Source organism: Micromonospora sp. MA102 (assembly GCF_025460765.1).
In the GTDB taxonomy this organism is placed as follows: domain Bacteria; phylum Actinomycetota; class Actinomycetes; order Mycobacteriales; family Micromonosporaceae; genus Micromonospora; species Micromonospora halotolerans.
Genome location: NZ_JAMWEG010000006.1, coordinates 91,062 through 112,212 on the forward strand (window position 1 = coordinate 91,062; position 21,151 = coordinate 112,212).

Sequence of the window (21,151 nt, forward strand, 5' to 3'; positions counted from 1 at the left end):
GGGAGGACGTCATGCCGGACAAGCACGAGCAGGCCGAGCAGATGCGCGACGACGTGCCGTCGACCGTCGCGCGTTCGGACGACAAGGCGGTCCGCACGTACAAGAAGACGCTGGAGTCGGCCGAGGAGACCTATGGCGACGGGGAGCGGGCGCACCGCACGGCGTTCGCGTCGTTGAAGCACACCCACGAGAAGGTCGGCGACCACTGGGAGCCCAAGGAGCACAAGGGGCCGTCGGACCCGCAGGCGGCGCTGGGCACCCCGGCCTCCCGCGACCGGGCCCGCCCGACCGCCCAGGGGGTCGACGCCAACGCCAGCAAGGGGCACCTCGAGGAGGTGGCCCGCCGGGTGGGCATCGACGATCCGGCGAGCCTGGACAGAGACGCGCTGGTCCAGGCCATCGAGAAGGCCAACGCCCGGGCCACCGCCCGCGCCCGGCGGAGGTGAACCGACGGCCCGGGGCTTCCGTCTGACTGCGCGCACGCAGCGGGCGCCGCCCGTGCCGTCCTCCCCGCCGAACGTCCTCCGGGCGCCACACCTGCCCCAGCGGCGCTACCGTGACCCTGACGGAAGGTGCGATCCGCTCCGCGAACCGGGGGACTGCCGATGACGGGCGCTGCGGGCTCGGAGGTGGAGGTGCTCGTGGTCGGCGCGGGGCCGACCGGCCTCACCATGGCCGGGCAGCTCGCCCGGCACGGCGTGCGGGTACGCCTGGTCGACCGGGCATTGGACCGGGTGCACGAGTCGCGGGCGCTGGCCGTTCAGCCCCGCACGTTGGAGGTGCTCGCCGGTACCGGGCTGGCCGACGAGATGGTGGCGGCCGGCAACCCGGCGGTCCGGTTGACCCTGCACGCGGGGCGACGGCAGCGAGCCGCGCCGCTGTTCGACCTGGGCCTGCCCGACACCGCGTACCCGTATCTGCTGTTCCTGTCGCAGGCGGAGACCGAACGGCTGCTCGGCGAGCACCTCGCAACCCTCGGGGTCGGCGTCGAACGCGGCGTCGAACTGGTCGGGCTCGACCACTCCGACCGGGCCGCCGTCGCGACGCTGCGCCACCGCGACGGCCGCGAGGAGCGCGTGTCCGCCCGGTACGTGGTGGGTTGCGACGGCGCGCACAGCGCCGTGCGGCAGTTCGCCGGGATCGGCTTCGAGGGCGGCGCGTACCCGCAGACGTTCGTGTTGGCCGACCTGGAGGTCGACGGTGTCGACCGCGACGCGGCACACGCCTTCCTCGCCGGGCGCGGGCTGCTGTTCCTCTTCCCGCTCGGCCACCCGACCAGTTGGCGGATGGTGGCCATGCGACCCCCCGACGACCCGACCCCGGCCGGCGCGCCGGTCCACCTCGCCGAACTGCAGGCGCTTGCCGACGCGTACGCGGGCGGCGCGCTGCGGTTGCGCGACCCGGTGTGGGCGACGAACTTCCGGCTGCATCACCGGGCCGCCACCACCTACCGGGCCGGACCGGTCTTCCTGGCCGGCGATGCCGCGCACATCCACAGCCCGGCGGGCGCGCAGGGCATGAACACCGGCATCCAGGACGCGGTGAACCTCGGCTGGAAACTCGCCCAGGTGCTGCACACCGACGCCGACCCGGCGCTGCTGGACAGTTACCACGCGGAGCGGGCACCGGTCGGCCGGATGGTGCTCCGGTTCAGCGACCGGGCCTTCACCGTCGCCACCTCGACCAACCCGCTGGTCCGCTTCGCCCGGACCCGGCTGGCTCCCGCCCTGCTGCCAGCGGTCCTCGCGCCCCGCTTCGTGCGAGCCACGGCCTTCCGCACGGTCGCTCAGCTCGCGATCCGCTACCCGCGCAGCCCGCTGTCCACCGACGGGTCCCAGGCGCCGCGCGGCGGTCCGCGAGCCGGGGACCGGCTGCCCGACGCCCCGCTGGTCGACGGCGGGTCGCTGCACCGGCTCACCGCCGCGCCCGGCTGGCACCTGCTGCTCTGCGGACCGCCCGAGGGCTGGCCCGCGCACGAGATCGACGACCTGACCCGGCGCCACCGTGGCCACCTCACCGCACATCAACTGGCCGGCACGAGCGGGTCGGGCCCGGAGGCCGGTGCCCAGGTGCTGCGCCGGCTCGGCATCACGTCCGGCGCGCACGCCGCCTATCTGGTGCGGCCGGACGGGCACGTCGGCTATCGCGCGGGCGGCACCGACCTGACCGGCCTGCGTGCCTACCTGCGCCGCTGGCTCGGGCGCGGCCGTCAACCGTAGTACTCGACCAGGCCGAACTCGTGGTCCTCCGGGTCGGCCATGTCGACGACCACGCCCTCCTCGTGGTCGTGCCGCTCACCGGTGAACCGGCCGGGAACATCGAGGGCCCCACAGAAGTGGATCTCTGCCGTAAGGTGCGCTGATGCGTCGCCACGTACCACTGACCCTGCTTCTCGCACCGCTGCTCGTCGCCGCGTGCACCACCGATCCGGCCGCCCCGGCCCCCGGCTCCTCCGCCCCCACGACCACGCCGAGCCCCACCGCCCCCGCCGTGGACTACACCGCCTGGCAGGCCGGGCGCTCGACCCCGGTCGCCGACAAGGTCTACCCGGCCCGGGGCACCGACGCCCTGGACGTCCTGCACTACGACCTGGCGCTGGACTGGGCGCCGGCGACCAGGACCCTCACGGGCACGGCCACCCTGAGGATCCGGCCCACCAAGGACGCTCCCGCCCTCGTCCTGGACTTCATGCCCTACCAGGTCGACGGGGTGACGCTGGACGACACGGCGGTCACCGGCACCGTCGCCAAGGAGAAGCTGACCGTGACCGCGCCGGTCGTCGCCGACAAGCCGGTGACGCTGGTGGTCAAGTACCACGGCAAGCCGAAGACGACGCCGATGCCCTCGCACCGCAAGGACGTGGAGGACCTGGGCCTCACCGTCACCAAGGAGGGCGGCCTCTGGACGATGCAGGAGCCGTTCGGGGCGTTCACCTGGTACCCGGCCAACGACCAGCCGTCCGACGAGGCCCTCTACGACATCCGGGTGACCGTCCCGGCGGGCTGGTCCGCGATCGCCAGCGGCACCCCGGCCGGGCAGTCCGGGACCACGTTCACCTACCGCAGCGCCGACCCGGTCGCGACGTACCTGACCACCCTGGCGGTCGGGAAGTACCAGAAGCTGACCGTCAAGGGGCCGCGCGGCATCCCGCTGACCTTCTGGTACCGCAAGGGCGCCGACGACAAGCTGCTGCCGTACCTCAAGAAGTCCCCCCAGTATCTGACCTGGCTGGAGAAGAAGTTCGGTCCCTATCCGTTCCCGTCCGGTGGCGTCGTGGTGGTGGACTCGGCGTCCGGCATGGAGACCCAGCAGATGATCACCATGGGCCGCAAGATCGAGAACACCAAGGCCCGCCGCGACCGCTGGGGAAGCGACCTGCTGCACGAGTACGCCCACCAGTGGTTCGGCGACTCCGTCACGCCGACCACCTGGACCGACCTGTGGCTGAACGAGGGCTGGGCCCAGTACGCCCAGGACCTGTACACCAAGGACACCCTGCACCTCAGTGACGCCAGCCTGGACCGGTACCTGCGCGACGCCGATACCGCCATGCGCAAGAAGCTCGGCCCGCCCGGCAAGCCCAACCCGAAGAACTTCGCCGAGGGCAACGTCTACCTCTGCCCCGAGGCCATGCTCCACGAGATCCACCGGAAGCTGGGTGACAAGGCGTTCTTCGCGCTGGCCCGCGCCTGGGTGCAGGAGCAGCGCAACACCCAGCAGGACCGGGCCTCGTTCATCGCCTTCGTCAACAAGCAGACCGGCCGCGACTTCACCAAGCTCATCAACACCTGGCTGGACTCGAAGACCACACCGAAGACCGTCGCCGTCGCGTGAGGCGGTGTCGGTCCGCGGCCGGCCCGCGTCAGGTGGCGCAGCTGGCCGGCGTCACGGTGACCGTGCTGGCGTTCGACATGGCGGGCGACCGGATCAGGCGCATCTGGGCGGTCCGCAACCCCGCGAAGCTCCGGCCGTGGACGACGGGCTGACCCGCGGGCGGAGCGGGAGCTGAGCCTCGGGTGAGCTTGCGGAAGTCCTCTATTCTGCGGCCATGACACGTCGAGCAGCGGCGGCCGCCATCGCCGCGGGAGCCCTGCTACTCCTGGGATGCTCGGCCGGCGCGCGGACGGAGAACGAACCCGCCCCGGCGCCGACCGTCAGCGCGCACGCCACCACCACCGCCACGGCGATCGAGCTGCTGAGGTCGGGCACGGCGTTCATCGATCAGACGAGCTTCCGCGCCGACGTCGACATCGCGAGTCAGGTCACCACGCTGTCGCGCAACGACAACGTCAACAAGCGCGCCGTCGCCACGATCTCGGCGCTCGGTCGGGTCACCGAGATCCGGATGATCGGCGACGACGTCTACCTGAGGACCGAGCTGGACCTGCCCGGTGTCGGCCACGAATGGCTGACCCTCGACCCGGCCCGGGTGCCGTCGGGCTTCGCCGTCAGCTTCGCCCCGGGCCGGAACGACCCCGGCGGCTCGGCGCGCCTCATCGACGCGATCGTCACGGCCCGAGCGGACGGCCCGCACATCGTCGGAACGATCGACCTGACCAGGATCGGCAGCGGCAACGGGATCAGCCTCCGCCCCGGTCCGGACGGCTTTCCCGACAGTGCGCGCAGCAACCCGTTCCAGGCCTCGCTCGATGCCGATGGCCGGCTGGTCAGTTTCTCGATCCCCGCCGCCAACGGCATGCCGAACGCGTCCCTGCGCTACAGCGACTTCGGCGCGCGGGTCGACGTCACCCGGCCGCCCGGAGCGGTCGCCGCCCCCGACGCCCTCTATCCCCAGCTCGGCCTGGGCGGCTGAGACCGGAAGGTGCGCCGGTACGCCGACGGGCTGACCCCGACGAGTTCCTTGAACCGGTCGCGGAACGTGGTCGTCGAGGCGAAGCCCGTCACCTGCCCCACCCGCTCGACGGGCAGGTCGCTGGTCTCCAGCAGGTGTTGCGCCCGCCGCACCCGATGGTGGGTGAGCCACCGCATCGGCGTGGTCCCGGTCTGGGCACGGAAGCGCCGCAGCAGGGTGCGTACGCTGACGGCCGCCTCGGCTGCCATGTCGTCGAGGTCGATGTCGCGCACGGCATTGCTGGCCAGCCAGTGCATCAGCGGCGCCAGGGAGCCGCTCGCGGTCGGTGGTTCGTGGGTGATGAACTGTGCCTGGCCGCCGGCGCGTTCCAGCGGCATCACCGAGGCGCGGGCGACCTCCGCCGCGACGGCGGCCCCGTGGTCGCGCCGGACCATGTGCAGGCACAGGTCGAGCCCGGCGGCCGCCCCCGCCGAGGTGAGCACGTCGCGCTCGTCGACGTAGAGCAGGTTCGGCTCGACGGTGACGGCCGGATGCCTGCGGGCCAGCTCCGCGGCGGCGGCCCAGTGGGTGGTGGCCCGGCGGCCGTCGAGCAGGCCGGCGTCGGCCAGGATGAAGGCGCCCACACAGATCGACGCCACCCGGGCGCCCCGCGCGGCCGCCGCCCGCACGGCCGCCAGCAGTGGCGCCGAGGCCGGCGCTGCGAGGTCCGCGACGCCGGGCACGATCACCGTGTCCGCTTCGCGCAGGGAGTCGAGACGCCAGGGCGCCCGCAGCACGAAGGAACCGGCGTCGACCTCCCGGCGCTCGGCACACACCTTCACCTGGTAGGCCGGCGCGCCGTCCGCCAGCCGCGCCCTGCCGAACACCTCGAGCGCGGTCGCCAGGTCGAAACCGACGACCCCGTCGAACGCCGCCACCGCCACCGTGTGCACCCGTCGAAGGTACCGCCGTACGCCGTGGCGCTGAGCCGTCGATGGTTGGCGCTCGCGCCACTGTTCGCTCCGCTGCCCCGGTCGTAGGTTCGCTGCATGATCGTGATCGCGCCCGTGCTGATCGGGCTGGCCTACGCCGCGCTGAACTCGTTGATCCCCGCCGTGCACCGCCGACCCGTCAACGCGATCATGGTGGCCGGCGCCGGTGCCGCCTACCTCAGCGGCGGCTTCGGGGTCTGGGAATTGCTGTTCACCGCGGCGATGACGTACGCCGCCTTCCGGGGGCTGCGATCCTGGCGGTGGATCGGCGTGGCGTGGCTGATGCACACCGCCTGGGACCTGCTGCACCACCGGTACGGCGAACCGATCCTGCCGTTCGCGGCGCACTCCTCGCTGGGCTGCGCGATCTGCGACCCGGTCATCGCCGCGTGGTGCCTGGCCGGCGGCAGGTCCGTGCCAGAGCTGTGGCGGTTCTGGACCCACCCGACGGCGGGCCGCCGCACCGCCACCGGCGACGCCGCGTAGACACCGGACACGGCCGTCGTTCCCACGACGCACACGCCCGGATGCCACAATCCCGGTATGCCGTCGGACGCCTGGGCCGCGTTGGCGAACCCGTTCGTGGAAGGTGCGTACGCCTCGGTCAAGGGGCGGGTGCGGACGTACGTCCTCCACCACCAGCTGCTGCGGCACCTTCCCGAACCGCCGGCGAGCGTCCTCGACGTGGGCGGCGGCGCGGCCCACCAGTCGTTGCCGCTGGCCCGACTCGGGTACGACGTGACCGTCCTGGACCCGTCGCCGGCCATGCTGGCCAAGGCCGAGCAGCGGCTCCGGGACGAGCCGGACGACGTCCGGCGGCGGGTCCGGCTGGTCGAGGCGCCCGGCGAGCAGGCCGAGGCGGCGACCGGTGGGCAGCGGTTCGCCGCGGTGCTCTGCCACGGCGTGCTGATGTATCTCGAACGACCCGAGCCGCTGGTCTCCGCGCTGTGCCGCTGCGCGGCGCCCGGAGGTGTCGTCTCGGTCATGGCGCTCAACGCCCGCACGCTGGCCGTCCGTCCGGCACTCGACCACCGCTGGGCCGACGCCCTGGCCGCCTTCGACGCCGCCGGCGAGGTCGGGGTGCTCGGTGTCGACACCCGCGCCGACACCGTCGAGGACCTGTCCGTCCTCCTGCGGCGGGGCGGGGTGGACCCCGAGGAGTGGTACGGCGTCTGGCTGTTCTCGGACTGGCGGGACCTGCCGGCCGACGGCACGGATGTGGCGGCCGTGGCCGCCGTCGAGTTCGAAGCGAGTGTCCGGGACCCGTACCGGCAGCTCAGCCGGGTGTTCCACCTGATCGGGCGGGCCCGGGCACTGGCGGACGGCGATAAAGCCTGACTAAAGTCAGGCATATGAACTCGGAGCTCATCGCCACCGTGCGGCGGTTCAACCGGACGGTCACCCAGCGGGTCGGCGCGCTCGACGACCAGTACATGTCCCGCGACCGGCCCCTCGCGCAGGCGCGGCTGCTGTGGGAGATCGGCCCCGACGGTGCCGAGGTCGCGGCGCTGCGCGCCCGGCTCGGCCTGGACTCCGGGTACCTCAGCCGGCTCCTGCGCACCCTGGAGGGCGACGGACTCGTGCGCGTCGGCCCGGCGGGCCGGGCCGGCGGCGACGGGCGGGTGCGAGTCGCCGTCCTCACCGAGGCCGGGCGGTCGGAGTGGGCCGAGCTGGACGAACGGTCCGACGAGCTGGCCCGGTCCATCCTCGAACCGCTCGGCGACCAGCGCCGCGAGCGCCTGGTCGCGGCGATGGCCGAGGTGGAGCGCCTGCTCGTCAGCTCGATGGTGGTCGTCGAGCCGTGCCCACCGGGAGATCCCCGGGCTCGGGCCTGCGTGCGGGCCTACGCCCACGAGGTCGCGCAGCGCTTCGACGACGGATTCGACCCGGCCCGGAGCAAGCCGGTCCGCGACGAGGAACTCATCCCACCCGCCGGCGTGTTCCTGCTCGCCACCCTCAACGGCGAGCCGGTCGGCTGCGGCGCGATCAAGCTCCACGCCGACGCGCCCGCGGAGATCAAGCGCGTCTGGGTGGCCGACGGCGTCCGGGGGCTCGGGGTCGGGCGACGCCTGCTGGCGCAACTGGAGCGGTACGCCGCCGAGCGCGGCTGGACCGCCGTCCGGCTGGACACCAACCGCAACCTGACCGAGGCGATCGCCCTGTACCGCGCGGCCGGCTACCGGGAGGTCGCGCCGTACAACGACGAGCCGTACGCGCACCACTGGTTCGAGAAGTCCCTGGCGCCCGTGACGTGACGGGTCTGCATACCGGCGCGGTACGACCCGAAGAGTATGGTCAGCAAATCCATTGATCTCAATATGCTGTCCGCAGTCTCGAATCAGGTGTGCCCACAAGGCGCGCCGGTCCTGATGCGGAGGAATACATGGTTCGCTGGCGCACCCTCACCGGCCTGTTGGCCACCGCGTTGGCCGCGGTGACCGCGGGCAGCCTCACTCTCGCCGCACCCGCCGTCGCCGACCCCACACCGATCACGCCGAACGTCGTCGGCGGCACCCGCGCCGCACAGGGCGAATTCCCGTTCATGGTGCGTCTCTCGATGGGCTGCGGCGGCGCGCTGTACAGCCCCCGCCTGGTGCTCACCGCCGCGCACTGCGTCGGGCGTACGGGCACCAACACCAGCATCACGGCGACCCTGGGCGTGGTCGACCTCCAGTCGTCCAGCCGGATCACGGTGCGGTCGAACTACGTCTACCGGGCCCCCGGCTACAACGGCAGCGGCAAGGACTGGGCGCTGATCCGCCTGGCCACCCCGGTCAGTGGGCTGAGCACCCTGAAGATCGCCAACACCACGACCTACGACAACGGCACGTTCACCATCGCCGGCTGGGGCGCGGCGACCGAGGGCGGCGGGCAGCAGCGGTACCTGCTCAAGGCCACCGTGCCGTTCGTCAGTGACGCCATTTGCAACGCCAACTACGGCGGCGACCTCATTCCCGCCGAGGAGATCTGCGCCGGGTACGCCGGCGGCGGCGTGGACACCTGCCAGGGCGACTCGGGCGGGCCGATGTTCCGTCGCGACGCCGCCAACGCCTGGATTCAGGTGGGCATCGTGAGCTGGGGCAACGGCTGCGCCCGCCCCAACTACCCCGGCGTCTACACCCAGGTGAGCTACTTCTCCTCGGCCATCGCCTCGGCCGCGGCGAGCCTCGGCGGCTGACCACGCGGCCTGACGGGCGGCCCGGCGTACGACCAGCCGGGCCGCCCTCGTGTGCGTCGCGTTCGCAGGGCTCGGGTCAGGCGTAGAGCGGCTTGCCCGTCTCCAGCAGCGACTTCAGGTCGCTGAGGACCTCGGCCCAGCCGCCACCCGCGCTCTCGATCTCGCCGTTCACCTGGGCCAGGGTCTGCGGCGCGCCGGCCAGCTCGTGCGTCACGGTGAGCGAGCTGACGCCGTTGCCCCGCTCCGCGATCTCGTAGGTCAACCGGGTGGCCGGCTCGTCCAGCCAGGTCGGCCGCCAGGTCTGCACCAGCCGGACCGGCGGGTCCACCTCGATCACCTCGCCCTCCACCGGCACCTCCGGCATGCCGGCCTCGCGGTGCTCGGGGATGGACAGGGCCCGGTAGGTGCCGCCGGGCCGCAGGTCGTATTCGACGATGCCCTGGTAGCCGTACTGCCGGGTCCACTCCGGCTTGGTGATCGCGTCCCAGATCGCCTGCGGGGTGGCCTTGATGTAGACCCGGTAGACCTTGGTCGTCCCGGTCGTCGTGGTGGTCATCGCTTCTCCTTCGGGTCGTCGCGTTCGAGTTCCGCCTTGAGTTCCAGCAGCGTCGCGGTGTGGTGCGCGGTGTACTTGTCGATCCACCGGTCGTGGATCAGCCGGATCGGCACCGGGTTGAGGAAGTGCAGCTTCTCCCGGCCCTGCCGGCGGGTGACCACGAGACCGGCGTCCTCCAGCAGGCGCAGGTGCTTCATGACACCGAAGCGGGTCATCGCCAGCTCCGACTCCAGCTCCGTCAACGTCTGGCCGTCGCGGACGAAGAGCCGGTCGAGCAGGGCGCGTCGGGTCGGGTCGGCGAGCGCCTTGAACACCAGATCGTCGTCGTCGCTCACAAGACGAGAATAGGTGACCAGATGGTCACATGTCAACGGCGGCGAGGGGTGGTCGTGGTCGTACCCGCCTCCTAGTCTCGGCTGGTGACCGTGCACGAGCTGTCCCGCGGCGACGCCCGCCGCCTCGCGGTGCGCGCCCAACTGCTGGCCGCCGACCGCCCCGGCGGGATGTTCGACGTCGTCCGCCGGTTGACGCTGCTGCAGAACGACCCGACGTCCGCCGTGGCGCCCAGCGCCGACCTGGTCCTGTGGAGCCGCCTCGGCTCCTCGTACGCTCCGGCGCAGCTGCGCGACGCCCTCGACGAGCAGACCCTGCTGGAGCTGCACGGCCTCATCCGCCCGCCGGAAGACCTCGCGCTGTACCGGGCGGAGATGGCCGAGTGGCCCGGCCGTCCGCCGCTGCGCGACTGGCAGGAGGGCCTGCGCGACTGGGTGGACGCCAACCGGGGCTGCCGGCTGGACATCCTCGCGAGGCTCCGCGCCGACGGCCCGCTGCCGGCCCGTGAGCTGCCGGACACCTGCGAGGTTCCCTGGCGTTCCACCGGCTGGACGAACGACCGCAACGTCCGCAAGATGATCGACTTTCTGGTCCAGCGCGGCGAGGTCGCGGCCGCCGGCCGGCGCGGCGCCGACCGGCTGTGGGACCTTGCCGACCGGGTCTACCCCGACGAGGTGGTGCCCTACGAGGAGGCGCGGCGGATCCGCAACGAGCGGCGGCTGCGCGCGCTCGGCATCGCGCGCGCCCGTGCTCCGGAGAGCCCGGGGGAGCCGAACGACGTGGGCGCGGCGGGCGAGTCCGCGGTGGTCGAGGGCGTGAAGGGCCAGTGGCGGGTCGACCCGGAGCTGTTGGACCAACCGTTCACCGGCCGTGCCGCGTTGCTGTCCCCGCTGGACCGGCTCGTCTACGACCGCCGGCGGCTGACCGAGCTGTTCGAGTACGACTACCAGCTGGAGATGTACAAGCCGGCCGCCAAGCGCCGCTGGGGCTACTGGGCGCTGCCGATCCTGTACGGGGACCGGCTGGTCGGCAAGCTCGACGCCACCGCCGACCGCAGGGCCGGTGTGCTCCGGGTGGACGCGATCCACCAGGATGTCCCGTTCACCAGGGCGATGACGAACGCGGTGCGGCACGAGATCGAGGACCTGGCGGACTGGCTCCGCCTGACCCTGGCCCTGGCGTCCTGACCCCTGCTCCCCGGGACGTCCGGGTCGACGCGCCGGGGGTCAGGCCCGGTCGGCGACCAGCACCCGGCCGTGGCGGAGCGACCTGGCACGGGACACCGGCAGGGCGAGCGTCCGCGCCGTGTCGAGCAGGCTCTCCTCCCGGGTGACGCGGTAGCCCTGCCGGGTGAGCAGGGCGGCCAGGGCGGCGGGCGTCCAGGTGGAGCGCCACGGCTCGTTCGCCCAGACGCTCGACCGGCCGGCGGAGGCCGTCAGCAACCGAGCGACCACCCGGCCCAGGGTGGCGGAGACGGCGGGGCTCTGATAGTTGACGACCAGGCGACTGCCCGCGGCGGAACAGGCGGCGAGCTCGGCGACCGTGGCGGCCACCTCTGCTCTCGTCAGGTACGGCACGACGCCCTCCCAGAGCCAGGTCGTGGCGAGGTCGGCCCGGTGCCCGTGCGCCGCCAGCGTCCCGGCCAGCCGGTCGCGGCTGAAGTCCACCGGGACGAACGTGGGCGGCGGGCCGGGCAGGCCCGCGGCGCGGTCGCGCTTGTCCTGCTGGGTGGCCGGCTGGTCGACCTCGAAGACCGTCACCCCGGCGAGTTCCGGCATCCGCCAGGCGCGGCCGTCCAGCCCGGCGCCGAGGATCACCAGCTGCGGAGACGGGTGGGCGCGGATCGCGTCGTCGATGGCGATCGTGCGGGGTGCCATCAGCTCGGCGGTCGCGCGTACCGTCTCGTAGTCGAGCCGCTGCTGCCACGCCGCGGGTGGGGCGCCGGCCCGGACCCACTGGACCGCCTCCCGCTCGTCGGGACGCAGCAGGGGCAGGGCGGTCGGGTCCGCGAAGCGGCCGGGAGCGACCAGCCCGTCCGCCGCGGCGCGACCCTGGCACACCAGCACTGCCGTGCGGCTCGCCCGCGGCGTTCTCGACATCGCGTCCTTCTCTCCCGCGGGGACGTCGGCTCCGCGGCCGACGGTAACGTCGGGCACGGCCCGGCGCCGCTGACATTTGTCACGGGCGTGGCCGTCCGCCCCCGGCGGATCCGTCAGCCGTCGATCCGGGTGATGTTGCGGATCTTGTTGGCGGCGTCCAGCGCCGCCACCTTGTACGCCTCGGCCAGCGTCGGGTAGTTGAACACCGCGTCCACCAGGTAGTCGACGGTGCCCCCGCAGCCCATCACCGCCTGCCCGATGTGGACGATCTCGGTGGCCCCGGTGCCGAACACGTGCACGCCGAGCAGCCGCCCGTCGCCCGGCGAGACGAGCAGCTTCAACATGCCGTACGAGTCACCCACGATCTGGCCGCGGGCCAGCTCGCGGTAGCGGGCGATGCCCACCTCGAACGGGGTCGAGCTGTCGGTCAACTCCTCCTCGGTCCTCCCGACGAAGCTGATCTCGGGGATCGTGTAGATGCCGATCGGTTGCAGCTCGGGCATGGCGCGCACCGGCTCGCCGCAGGCGTGCTGCGCGGCCAGCCGGCCCTGCTCCATGGACGTGGACGCCAGTGCCGGGAAGCCGATGACGTCGCCGACCGCGTAGATGTTGTCGACCGCCGTGCGGTAGGTCGCGTCGACCTGGATGCGGCCCCGGTGGTCCGCCGCCAGCCCGGCCGCCTCCAGCGCCAGGTCGTCGGTCTGGCCCTGGCGGCCGGCCGAGTACATGACCGTGTCGGCGACGATCTTCTTGCCGCTCTTCAGGACGCACAGCGCGGCGGTCTGGTGTTTCTCCACCGCGGCGACCTCCTCGCCGAAGCGGAACGTCACGGACAGGTCCCGCAGGTGGTACTTGAGCGACTCGACGATCTCCTCGTCGCAGAAGTCGAGCATCCGGTCGCGGCGCTCCACCACGGTCACCTTGGTGCCGAGCGCGGCGAACAGGGACGCGTACTCCATGCCGATCACGCCGGCGCCGACCACGACCATGCTGCGGGGCACGGCCTGGAGGTTGATGACCCCGTCGGAGTCCACGATGGTCCGGTCGTCGAAGTCGACGCTGTCCGGGCGGGCCGGCCGGGTGCCGGCGGCGATGACGATCTTGTCGAAGGTGACCCGGGACTCCCGGCCGGAGCCGCCGTCGACCCAGACCGCGTGCGCGTCGGCGAACCGGCCGGTGCCGGTGATCATCGCGACCCGGTTGCGGGCCAACTGGTTGCGGATGACGTCCGTCTGCCGGCTGATCACGTGCTGGGTCCGGGCGGCCAGGTCGCTGACCGTGATCTCCTCCTTGACCCGGTAGCTGCTGCCGTAGAGGTCGCGCTGGTTCAGGCCCGTGAGGTAGAGGACGGCCTCGCGCAGCGTCTTCGACGGGACGGTGCCCGTGTTGATGCACACCCCGCCGATCATGTCGCGGCGGTCCACGATGCCGACCCGCCGGCCCAGCTTGGCCGCGGCGATCGCGGCCTTCTGACCGCTCGGTCCGGAGCCCAGCACCAGCAGGTCGTAGTCGTACACAGTCGTCAGCCTGGCAGCATGTGCCGGCCCGCGCCAGAGCTGCCCGACGGCTGTCCCGGGCCCGACGGCTCGGCCGGCCGGTCGACCAGCGCGGCCAGCTTCTTCGGTGCCCGGACGCAGTAGCTCTCGGTGAGCAGTTCGCCGACCTCGTCCCAGTCGGTCCGGTCGTCGAGCACCATGCCGACGACGTCGGCCCCCCAGTCGGGCTTGAAGAACGGGTGCCCGCCGGCGAGCAGCCCGGCGATCTCGTCGCCGGGGGAGCGGAACGTGAGCACGCAGATCGGCTCGTCGCTCGCGGCGGCGCGGGCGGCCTGGTGGTCGGGGCCGACGGTGGTCACGTGGGCGAAGGTCCGCTTGCGGATCCGCCACCGGGTGCCCACCCACGCCGGTTCCTCGTAGGTCTCCGGCAGGCCGAGGCAGACGGGCCGGAGTCGGTCGAGGATCTCGGGTGGGACGTCGCCGGGATCGGTCACGCGCGGGACGCTACGCCGTCCCTCCGACAGTTCCGCGCGGTCGCCGTGCCCGACCGGTCGCCGGCGCGGGCGGTGGGTGCCGGACACCGGGGCCGACGATCGGCGGGCTCCCGTCGAACCGGACGTCGGCTCCGGTGTCCGGCGGCACTGCGCGGGTCAGAACCGCAGCCCGCGCAGGTAGCGGTAACCGACCTCGGCGGTCTGCTGCGGCGTCACGTCCGGCGTGTCGTTCTCGACGATGTACTCGAGCACGGAGTGCTTCCGGAAGATCCGGGCGAAGTCGATGGTCCCGGTGCCGAGGTCGGCCATGTCGCCGGTGGACCCGTCCCGGTCCTTGACGTGGTACTGCAGGACGCGCTGCGGCGCCGAGCGGATGACGTCGAGCGTGAAGCCCTCGGGGTCCGCGACCCCGTCGCCGGAGTTGATGCCGCCGGTGACCGCCCAGTAGAGGTCGACCTCCAGGTGGACGAGCCGGGGGTCGAGTTCCCCGGTCAGCACGTCCCAGGGACGCCGGCCGTTGCCGAGGTCGATGGTGAACTCGTGGGCGTGGTTGTGGTAGCCGTAGCGCAGGCCGGCCGCCCTCGCCGCGGCGGCCTCCACGTTCATCTGCTCGGCGCAGCGCTTCCACTCGTCCGCGTTCTCGGAGTACAGGTACGGCACCACCAGAAACTGTTGCCCCAGGGTGACCGCGTTCTCGATCTTCTGCTCCAGCTCGGCGGGACTGGCGCTGATCCCGTCGTGGCTCGAGCTGGCCCTGATGCCGATGCCGTCGAGGAACCGGCGCAGCTGGGCGGCGGTGCGCCCGAAGTAGCCGAGCGCCAGCTCCACGCGCGGGTACCCGATCCGGGCGAGGTGGGCGAGGGTGGCGTCGTAGCCGGGCGGACCCGACAGGGCGTCGCGCACCGTCCAGAGCTGAATGCTGATCAGGCCCGGGGGCACGTGGCCCCGCCCGGTCTCGTGACCGGTGGCGGCCGCGGCCGTCGCGCCGATGCCGGAGGACGCGAGCCCGATGCCGGCGAGGGTGGCCAGCGAGCCGCGCAGCAGGCTGCGCCGGTCGACGGAGCGCCGCAGCGCGGCCATCCCATCATGTCCGTAACACATGGCGTCTCCTTGTCGAGGGTTACGCGCATCGTGTACGTGGCCGACGCTACAAAAGGGAATTGCGAATGTCCATAGCTTTCATCGATGGCGGCGAGACTTTCGCCTCGGTGCGACGAAAGTGGTTGGTCAGTCCAGCACCTCGACGGCGTCACCGACGCTGACCGTACGACCCGCGGGGGAGGACCCGCCCGGTTCGGCCCGCACCACCATCTGCAGACCGAAGAGGAGCTTCTGGCCGACGTTCCGCCGGGCGGCGAGCATCCGGAGCGGCTCCCGCCCCCGCTCCCCGGTCTCCTGGTCGATCGTCGCGACCAGACAGCGGTCACACTCGTCGACGCCGTGGAACTCGGCCCCGCCGATCCTGATCCGCCGGCCGACCCACCCGGCTTCCGCCCATGGCGCGGCACCGCTGACCACCAGGTTGGGGCGGAACCGGCTCATCGGCAGCGGGCCCTCGGGGCTGCCCGACTCCCGCAGCCAGCCGTTGAACGCGTCCAGCGACGCGGTGGTGGCCAGCAGCAGCGGGGTGCCGTCGGCGAAGCTCAGTTCGGCGCCGGTGCCGGCCGGAACCGGCCAGGGAACGCGGTTGCCGGCCGGGTCGCCGAGCCAGACCAGCCGGGCGGCGCGACGCAGCAGCCGGTGGAGCCAGTCGTCCGCCTCGGGGCCCGCGGCGCGTGCCGGCGCGGGTGGCCGCCCCCGGAACACCCGGACCCGGATCGCCGCGCCGCCGGCCGGTTCGGCCAGATCGAGCGGGGACAGCCCCGGCGCGTCCAGGGTCAGCCCGCCCGGCCGGGACACCGCCCGCACGGTCACCAGTTCCCGGTGCTCGCGCTGGGTCAGGCCGACCCCGTGGTCGTCCACGATCAGCCAGCGCCGGTCGCCGTCCAGGCCCCACGGCTCGACCCGCACCGTGTCGCGGTCCATCCGGCGGCACCCCTTCACGGGGTACGTGTGAAGCGAGGCGACCCGCATCCGGCCAGGATGACACGACGCGGCGCGCGGCCGCTACGACCGCTCATCGGATGGGCGGTCCACGCCCCGGGCCAGCTGGTCGCGGCGACGGACGAGGTACGCCACCTCGGCGGTGTTGCCGGCCAGCCCGATGGCCCGGTCGTACGCGGCCCGCGACTCCTCGCTGCGGCCCAGCCGGCGCAGGAGGTCCGCCCGGGTGGCGTGGAAGGCGTGGTAGCCGTCCAGCGGCAGACCGTTCACCTCCGCCAGGGCGACCTCCGGACCGTCGAGTTCGGCGACCGCGATCGCCCGGTTGAGCCGCACGATCGGCGAGGGGTCGAGGCGGACCAACTGGTCGTAGAGCGCGACGACCTGCGACCAGTCGGTGTCGCGGACATCGGGGGCGTCGGTGTGGAGGGCGTTGATCGCGGCGAGGATCTGGTAACGCCCCGGCGCCTGGCCGGAGGCGAGGCGCGCGCGGAGCAGGGCGTGGCCCTCGGCGATCAGCTCGCGGTCCCAGGCGCCGCGGTCCTGTTCGGCGAGGGTGACGAGTTCACCGCTCGCCGACACCCGCGCGGCCCGCCGGGCCTCCGTCAGGAGCATCAGCGCCAGGAGTCCGGAGACCTCGCCGTCCGCCGGCATCAGGGCACGGACGAGTCGGGTCAGCCGGATCGCCTCGGCGGTCAGGTCGGCGCGGACCGCCTCCTTCCCGGGGTCCGAGGCCAGGTAGCCCTCGTTGAAGATCAGGTAGAGGACGGCCAGCACCCCGGTGACCCGGGCCGGGAGGTCCTCACGCAACGGCACGCCGTAGGGGATCCTCGCCGCCTTGATCTTCGCTTTCGCGCGGGTGATCCGCCGGCTCATGGCGGTCTCCTGGACGAGGAACGCGCGGGCTATCTCGGGCACGGTGAGCCCGCCGACCATCCGCAGGGTCAGCGCGATCCGTACCTCCATGGCGAGTGCGGGGTGGCAGCAGGTGAAGACGAGGCGGAGCCGATCGTCGTCGATGGCGCCGAGCGGCTCGGCGGCGGCGGACAGCATCAGCGCCTCCCTGTGCTTCTCCTCGCGCCTGACCTCGCGCCGGAGCCGGTCGATGGCCTTGCGGTGCGCGGTGGTCGTGAGCCACGCGCCCGGACTCGGCGGGACCCCGTCGACCGGCCAGCGCTCGACGGCGGTCGCGAACGCCTCGGCGGCCATCTCCTCGGCGATGTCGAGGTCGCCGAAGCGCCCGGCCAGGGTCGCGACCACCCGGGCCCACTCCGCGCGATGGACCTGGGTGATCAGCTCGCCGACGTCGCTCATCAACCCAGGAACGGTCGGAGCTCGACCCTACGGTTGCAGTGCCTGGACCCCAGGGCGGCGAGCCGGAGCGCCAGGTCGAGGTGGGGAGCCTCGATGATCCAGAAGCCGATGACATGTTCCTTCGACTCCACATACGGCCCGTCGGTGAACACCGGCTCCCCGTGCCGGCCGTCGACGACGGTGGCCGTGCCGGGCGCCGCCAGACCGCCGGCGAAGACCCAGTGGCCGTCGGCCTGGAGCTGCGTGTTGAAGGCGTCGATCGCGGCCATCTCCTCCGCGGTGGCGAGGTCGGTCGTGTCGTGGAGCACGGAAATCAGGTACTGCGCCATCGGGGTCATCTCCTGTCGTCCGGTGTCCGCCCGTCGGGGCGCCTCACCCCTGCTACGAACGCCGCCGCCTCGATCCGACACGTTCCACCGAGAATCCTGACGGATTCCGGTGCGCCGGCGGTCTCCGGTCTCACGCCGGAGGCGTCTCGCCCGTGCTGGTCAACGGAGTGCCGTCCAGAGCCGTGTCGGTCAGGGTCATCCGCAGGCGTACATTGATCTCGGTCCTGCTGTGCGGCCAACGGGTGAGCTGGAACAGGATGAACCCGCTCCGCTGCTGCCCCCGCACCATCTCACCCATCGGGCGGCTGTCGATCCCCTCGAAGAGCCAGGCGTACACACCCTGCAGGTCCGCCTCCCGCCAGCCCTGCAGATCGGCGGCGTGCGCCGCCAGGGCGAGTTTCTCCGCAAGGTACGGCGGATCGGCGACGCTCCGGAACTCGACATCCAGGCGGTCGAACCGGTGTCCCTCGCCGAACTGCCAGTGCGCGACGACCTGGCTGACCCCCTGCGCCACCGGCCGGGCCTCCAGGATCCACGCGTACTCGTCCAGGAACGGGGCGTGCCGCTCCAGCCACATCCGCTCATCCGCCCGCCGCACCACCCAGGGGAGCGGGATCTCGGCGAATTCGGGCCACTCGACCTCGGGGCAGTCCCAACCGCCGATCCACGACCTGACCTTCTCCCGGTTGGCGAGGAACCTCGCCCTGAGCGCGGCGACGTCCGGTCGCTCCGATCGGCGAAACATCACGCTGCCTCCTCCGCGACCCGGTGCCGCCCGGCACACCGCTCCGGTCTGCAGTCTGGCAGCCATCGGCGACGGTCTCAGTCCCGTGCCGAGCGGCGGCGGTGGTGAGACGCCTCTGCAGAGAGATGTCTGCCGGCGGTGCGGACCTGGCGTTTCCGGACCGGCCACAGGACGGCGGTGATGATCAGCAGCAGCGGTGGCCCCTGAAGGAAATGGGCGAGCCACGCGCCGGGCAGACTCGGCCCGCCCCACGACTGGGCGAGATGATCCGCGCCGAAGATCGGGTAGAGCACTCCGCGCGCGATGAAGACGGCCCACGCCGGGGCCAGCAGCGCGAAGGACACGATCTCGAAGGGCAGCGCGACCAGGCGGTACCGCACGGGCACCCGGGCGTCCGCCCCGCGCGGTGCGCCGACCTGGACGCGGAGCAGCCGCGTCGCCAGCTCGCGCGAAATCCGGCCCGTGAACGCGGCGGCGCCGAACGGCCCGCAGACGAGCCCGAGGATGGTCACGGGCAACGCCACGACGGCGTACGCCTGGTAACCCAGCACGGCGGCGATCCTGCCGCGCCGGTCCGTCCGGCCGCCCTGGCCGGAGGGTGGGTGGTGCGGCGACGTGGTGGTGCTGGCTGGCCACATGGGATCTCCCGACTCGACAGGTCACGTTTCGAGGGCGGCGCTGACGCCTCCACCGGACAACCACCATGCTCGTGGCGGCGCCGGCCGCGGATCATCGGCGGCGAGCCCGGAAAACGGGATCGGCCGAGCGCCCGACGGGATCGCCCGGCTACGCCTGGAGGCGGAGGCGTGACCCGGCCCGACGATCGATGGCCGGCGCTCCCCGCGCGGGTACCGTCGCGGCATGAGCCACAGCGATCTCAGGGACGCACCGACGGTGGCGCTGCCGCTGGCCGGGAAGGCGGCGCTGCTGCTCCGCGGACTCGGGCCGGTGGCCTGGCAACGCGTCGACACCGTCGTCGCGGTGGCACTCCTGGTGGGCCTGACCGGGCCGCAGCTGCTCGGCGCCCGCCCCGGCGACGATCCGCCGCTGGCGATCCTGGCCCTGGGCGCGGGCGCCTCGCTTCCGCTGGCCTTCCGGCGACAGCGGCCCGTGCCGGTCCTCGCGATCACGGTGGCGTGCGCGGTGACCGCCAGCCTCCTCGGCATCGGGTACACCCCGTTCGGCAGCAACGCCGGGCCCGCCGTGGGCCTGGCCATGTACACCGTGGCCGACCGGATGAGCCGGCGGGTCTCGCTCGGAGCCCTGGCCGGCGTGGTCGCCGCGACCTTCTGCTCCGCGTGGGTGGCGACCTGGCTGCACGGCGGTCAGGAGAACGCCGTCCACGTGGTCGCGGCGGCGGTCGGCTGGCTGGTCGGCGACACGGTGCGCACCCGCCGCGCCTTCCGCACCGAAATGGCCGTCTGGCAACGCCGGGAGCTGGCCGAGCGCACCCGGCTCGCCATCGCCGAGGAGCGGGTCCGGGTCTCCCGGGAGGTCCACGACGTGATCTCGCACAATCTCAGCGTCATCGCCGTACGGTCGGGCATCGGGCGCCTGCTGTTCGACACCCGGCCCGACGAGGCCCGCACGGCCCTGGCCGAGATCGAGACGGTCAGTCGCAAGGCTCTCGGCGAGGTGCGCCGGCTGCTCGGCGCGGTCCGCGGTGAGGGCCACACCGCCCCGGCGCCCACGCTGGCCGACCTCCCCGCGCTGGTGGCCGAGGTGACGTCCTCGGGGGTCGAGGTGACGCTGGAGCGGGCCGAGCTGCCACCCGTCCTGCCGTCGGCGTTGGAGCTGACCGTCTACCGGATCGTCCAGGAGGCCCTGACCAACGTCGTCAAACACGCGGGCCGCACCCGCGCCCGGGTGGTCGTCTCGTACGCCGACGAGGTGCTGCTGGTCGAGGTCTCCGACGACGGATCCCGGGATGGCGAGGGGCGGCAGGCCGGGGAACCGGGATGGGGCCTGGTCGGTATCCGGGAGCGCGCGGCGCTGTTCGGCGGCACGGCCGAGACGGGGCTGCGCCGCGACGGTGGTTTCCAGGTGTCCGTGCGGTTCCCGGTGTCCGTGGAGCCCGAGCGTGGAGCGGACCGATGAGCGTCCGGGTGCTGGTGGTGGACGACGAGGCTCTCATCCGGGCCGGGTTCCGGGTCCTGGTCGACTCCGACCCTGACCTGGCCGTGGTGGGCGAGGCCGCCGACGGCGCGCAGGCCATCCGGATGGTGCACGCCCTGCGGCCCGACGTGGTGCTGATCGACATCCGCATGCCCACCATGGACGGCCTGGAAGCCACCCGGCGCATCGCGCACGACGATTCGGCGTCCACCACCCGGGTGCTCGTGGTGACCACCTTCGACCGCGACGAGTACGTGTTCGAGGCGCTGCGCGCGGGAGCCAGCGGCTTCGTCCTCAAGGACACCCCGCCCGAGCATCTCATCGAGGCGATCAAGGTGGTGGCCGCCGGGGAGGCGCTGCTCACGCCCACCCTCACCCGCCGGTTGATCACCGAATTCGTCCGGAGCGCCGTCCCGCCCCGGCCGCCGGCGCCGGCCGCTCTGGCCGGGCTCACGCAGCGGGAACGCGAGGTGCTCGTGCAGGTCGCGGCCGGCCGGTCGAACGCCGAGTTGGCGCACGTCCTGCACATCAGCCGGGCAACGGCGAAGACCCACGTCAGCAACCTGCTGTCGAAGCTGGACGCCCGCGACCGCGTTCAGCTGGTCGTCCTCGCGTACGAGTCCGGCCTCGTCAACCCCGGTGCCGGCCCGGTCCCGCCTCCCGGATGA

Annotated in this window: 24 protein-coding genes; 11 read left to right on the top strand and 13 right to left on the bottom strand. The window is 72.8% G+C overall.

Going from position 1 to position 21,151, the window contains the following annotated elements; all coding sequences use genetic code 11:
- The first annotated feature begins 11 nt into the window (after positions 1-11).
- Together NFX44_RS14250 and NFX44_RS14255 are read left to right on the top strand one after the other, a co-directional pair.
- Entirely contained in the window at positions 12-446 is a 435-nt protein-coding gene (locus NFX44_RS14250) for a ChaB family protein (RefSeq protein WP_262284017.1), read from the top strand.
- A 159-nt stretch (positions 447-605) separates the two neighbouring features.
- The gene (locus NFX44_RS14255) at positions 606-2,219 is read left to right on the top strand and encodes an FAD-dependent monooxygenase (RefSeq protein ID WP_262284018.1); all 1,614 of its coding nucleotides are present in this window, start codon (positions 606-608) and stop codon (positions 2,217-2,219) included.
- Here NFX44_RS14255 and NFX44_RS14260 read toward each other — a convergent pair.
- Positions 2,210-2,380: a hypothetical protein gene (locus NFX44_RS14260; protein ID WP_262284019.1), complete on the bottom strand. Its 171-nt coding sequence runs from the start codon at positions 2,378-2,380 to the stop codon at positions 2,210-2,212. The two genes, NFX44_RS14255 and NFX44_RS14260, sit on opposite strands and share 10 nt — an antisense overlap.
- Here NFX44_RS14260 and NFX44_RS14265 point away from each other — a divergent pair.
- Positions 2,362-3,834: a M1 family metallopeptidase gene (locus NFX44_RS14265; RefSeq protein WP_262284020.1), complete on the top strand. Its 1,473-nt coding sequence runs from the start codon at positions 2,362-2,364 to the stop codon at positions 3,832-3,834. The genes NFX44_RS14260 and NFX44_RS14265 overlap by 19 nt on opposite strands.
- Before the next feature lie 214 nt (positions 3,835-4,048).
- A complete protein-coding gene (locus NFX44_RS14270; protein ID WP_262284021.1) occupies positions 4,049-4,813 on the top strand; it encodes a hypothetical protein in 765 nt (254 codons plus the stop codon).
- Here the strand turns inward: NFX44_RS14270 and NFX44_RS14275 are convergent.
- Positions 4,786-5,745 carry a GlxA family transcriptional regulator gene (locus tag NFX44_RS14275; protein WP_262284022.1) on the bottom strand — a complete coding sequence of 320 codons (960 nt, stop codon included), beginning with the start codon at positions 5,743-5,745 and terminating at the stop codon, positions 4,786-4,788. The genes NFX44_RS14270 and NFX44_RS14275 overlap by 28 nt on opposite strands.
- Positions 5,746-5,841: 96 nt before the next feature.
- Between NFX44_RS14275 and NFX44_RS14280 the strand changes: the two genes are divergently transcribed.
- From NFX44_RS14280 to NFX44_RS14295, 4 genes are all read left to right on the top strand, one after another.
- Positions 5,842-6,270 (top strand): DUF6010 family protein, encoded by a 429-nt coding sequence (locus NFX44_RS14280; protein ID WP_262284023.1) that lies wholly within the window; start codon positions 5,842-5,844, stop codon positions 6,268-6,270.
- 57 nt (positions 6,271-6,327) lie between these two features.
- Entirely contained in the window at positions 6,328-7,122 is a 795-nt protein-coding gene (locus NFX44_RS14285) for a bifunctional 2-polyprenyl-6-hydroxyphenol methylase/3-demethylubiquinol 3-O-methyltransferase UbiG (protein WP_262284024.1), read from the top strand.
- 14 nt (positions 7,123-7,136) lie between these two features.
- Positions 7,137-8,039 (top strand): helix-turn-helix domain-containing GNAT family N-acetyltransferase, encoded by a 903-nt coding sequence (locus NFX44_RS14290; protein ID WP_262284025.1) that lies wholly within the window; start codon positions 7,137-7,139, stop codon positions 8,037-8,039.
- A 128-nt stretch (positions 8,040-8,167) separates the two neighbouring features.
- A complete protein-coding gene (locus NFX44_RS14295) occupies positions 8,168-8,962 on the top strand; it encodes a trypsin-like serine protease (RefSeq protein WP_262284026.1) in 795 nt (264 codons plus the stop codon).
- A gap of 76 nt (positions 8,963-9,038) precedes the next feature.
- On the opposite strand, the gene NFX44_RS14300 is transcribed toward NFX44_RS14295, so the two are convergent.
- Together NFX44_RS14300 and NFX44_RS14305 are read right to left on the bottom strand one after the other, a co-directional pair.
- Positions 9,039-9,518: an SRPBCC family protein gene (locus NFX44_RS14300; RefSeq protein ID WP_262284027.1), complete on the bottom strand. Its 480-nt coding sequence runs from the start codon at positions 9,516-9,518 to the stop codon at positions 9,039-9,041.
- Positions 9,515-9,853 carry a helix-turn-helix transcriptional regulator gene (locus NFX44_RS14305; RefSeq protein ID WP_262284028.1) on the bottom strand — a complete coding sequence of 113 codons (339 nt, stop codon included), beginning with the start codon at positions 9,851-9,853 and terminating at the stop codon, positions 9,515-9,517. The genes NFX44_RS14300 and NFX44_RS14305 overlap by 4 nt, the downstream gene beginning before the upstream one ends.
- Positions 9,854-9,937: 84 nt before the next feature.
- On the opposite strand from NFX44_RS14305, the gene NFX44_RS14310 reads away from it, so the two are divergent.
- Positions 9,938-11,038: a crosslink repair DNA glycosylase YcaQ family protein gene (locus NFX44_RS14310; protein ID WP_262284029.1), complete on the top strand. Its 1,101-nt coding sequence runs from the start codon at positions 9,938-9,940 to the stop codon at positions 11,036-11,038.
- 39 nt (positions 11,039-11,077) lie between these two features.
- Here NFX44_RS14310 and NFX44_RS14315 read toward each other — a convergent pair whose 3' ends face one another.
- The 9 genes from NFX44_RS14315 to NFX44_RS14355 form a co-directional block, all read right to left on the bottom strand.
- Positions 11,078-11,950: a class I SAM-dependent methyltransferase gene (locus NFX44_RS14315; RefSeq protein WP_262284030.1), complete on the bottom strand. Its 873-nt coding sequence runs from the start codon at positions 11,948-11,950 to the stop codon at positions 11,078-11,080.
- Between the two features lie 113 nt (positions 11,951-12,063).
- Complete coding sequence (sthA, locus tag NFX44_RS14320) at positions 12,064-13,467, bottom strand: Si-specific NAD(P)(+) transhydrogenase (RefSeq protein ID WP_262284031.1); 1,404 nt, start codon at positions 13,465-13,467, stop codon at positions 12,064-12,066.
- 5 nt (positions 13,468-13,472) lie between these two features.
- Positions 13,473-13,940, bottom strand: a complete 468-nt coding sequence (locus NFX44_RS14325; protein WP_262284032.1) for an MmcQ/YjbR family DNA-binding protein — start codon at positions 13,938-13,940, stop codon at positions 13,473-13,475.
- 156 nt (positions 13,941-14,096) lie between these two features.
- Positions 14,097-15,041, bottom strand: coding sequence for a sugar phosphate isomerase/epimerase (locus NFX44_RS14330; RefSeq protein ID WP_262284033.1), 945 nt, complete (start codon positions 15,039-15,041; stop codon positions 14,097-14,099).
- A gap of 126 nt (positions 15,042-15,167) precedes the next feature.
- On the bottom strand, positions 15,168-16,013 hold the full coding sequence (locus NFX44_RS14335; protein ID WP_262284034.1) for an MOSC domain-containing protein: 846 nt from the start codon (positions 16,011-16,013) through the stop codon (positions 15,168-15,170).
- 33 nt (positions 16,014-16,046) lie between these two features.
- Positions 16,047-17,294 carry an RNA polymerase sigma factor gene (locus NFX44_RS14340; RefSeq protein ID WP_262284035.1) on the bottom strand — a complete coding sequence of 416 codons (1,248 nt, stop codon included), beginning with the start codon at positions 17,292-17,294 and terminating at the stop codon, positions 16,047-16,049.
- Positions 17,294-17,623 carry a YciI family protein gene (locus tag NFX44_RS14345; protein ID WP_262284036.1) on the bottom strand — a complete coding sequence of 110 codons (330 nt, stop codon included), beginning with the start codon at positions 17,621-17,623 and terminating at the stop codon, positions 17,294-17,296. The genes NFX44_RS14340 and NFX44_RS14345 overlap by 1 nt, the downstream gene beginning before the upstream one ends.
- Positions 17,624-17,753: 130 nt before the next feature.
- Positions 17,754-18,368: a hypothetical protein gene (locus tag NFX44_RS14350; protein WP_262284037.1), complete on the bottom strand. Its 615-nt coding sequence runs from the start codon at positions 18,366-18,368 to the stop codon at positions 17,754-17,756.
- Positions 18,369-18,445: 77 nt separating this feature from the next.
- Complete coding sequence (locus NFX44_RS14355) at positions 18,446-19,006, bottom strand: hypothetical protein (protein WP_262284038.1); 561 nt, start codon at positions 19,004-19,006, stop codon at positions 18,446-18,448.
- Positions 19,007-19,229: 223 nt separating this feature from the next.
- On the opposite strand from NFX44_RS14355, the gene NFX44_RS14360 reads away from it, so the two are divergent.
- Positions 19,230-20,465 carry a sensor histidine kinase gene (locus tag NFX44_RS14360; protein WP_262284039.1) on the top strand — a complete coding sequence of 412 codons (1,236 nt, stop codon included), beginning with the start codon at positions 19,230-19,232 and terminating at the stop codon, positions 20,463-20,465.
- Complete coding sequence (locus tag NFX44_RS14365) at positions 20,462-21,151, top strand: response regulator transcription factor (RefSeq protein WP_262284040.1); 690 nt, start codon at positions 20,462-20,464, stop codon at positions 21,149-21,151. Before NFX44_RS14360 ends, NFX44_RS14365 begins: the two co-directional genes overlap by 4 nt.